At 56.1% G+C, this 214-nt stretch carries 1 rRNA gene; it reads left to right on the top strand.

The features are described from left to right. Window positions 1-214: ribosomal RNA gene (locus ADL08_RS15125) — 23S ribosomal RNA — on the top strand; the annotation flags it as partial.

Genomic DNA, 214 nt, shown 5'->3' with positions numbered 1-214 from the left:
CGATAGCGGATAGTACCGTGAGGGAATGGTGAAAAGTACCGCGGGAGCGGAGTGAAATAGTACCTGAAACCGTGTGCCTACAAGCCGTGGGAGCGTCGGGATGTGCTTGCACATCCTCGTGACTGCGTGCCTTTTGAAGAATGAGCCTGCGAGTTTGCGGTGTGTTGCGAGGTTAACCCGTGTGGGGAAGCCGTAGCGAAAGCGAGTCCGAACA

It is taken from the genome of Streptomyces sp. NRRL F-6492 (assembly GCF_001280125.1).
Classification (GTDB): domain Bacteria; phylum Actinomycetota; class Actinomycetes; order Streptomycetales; family Streptomycetaceae; genus Streptomyces.
This window is presented reverse-complemented; position numbering and strand designations above follow the sequence as displayed.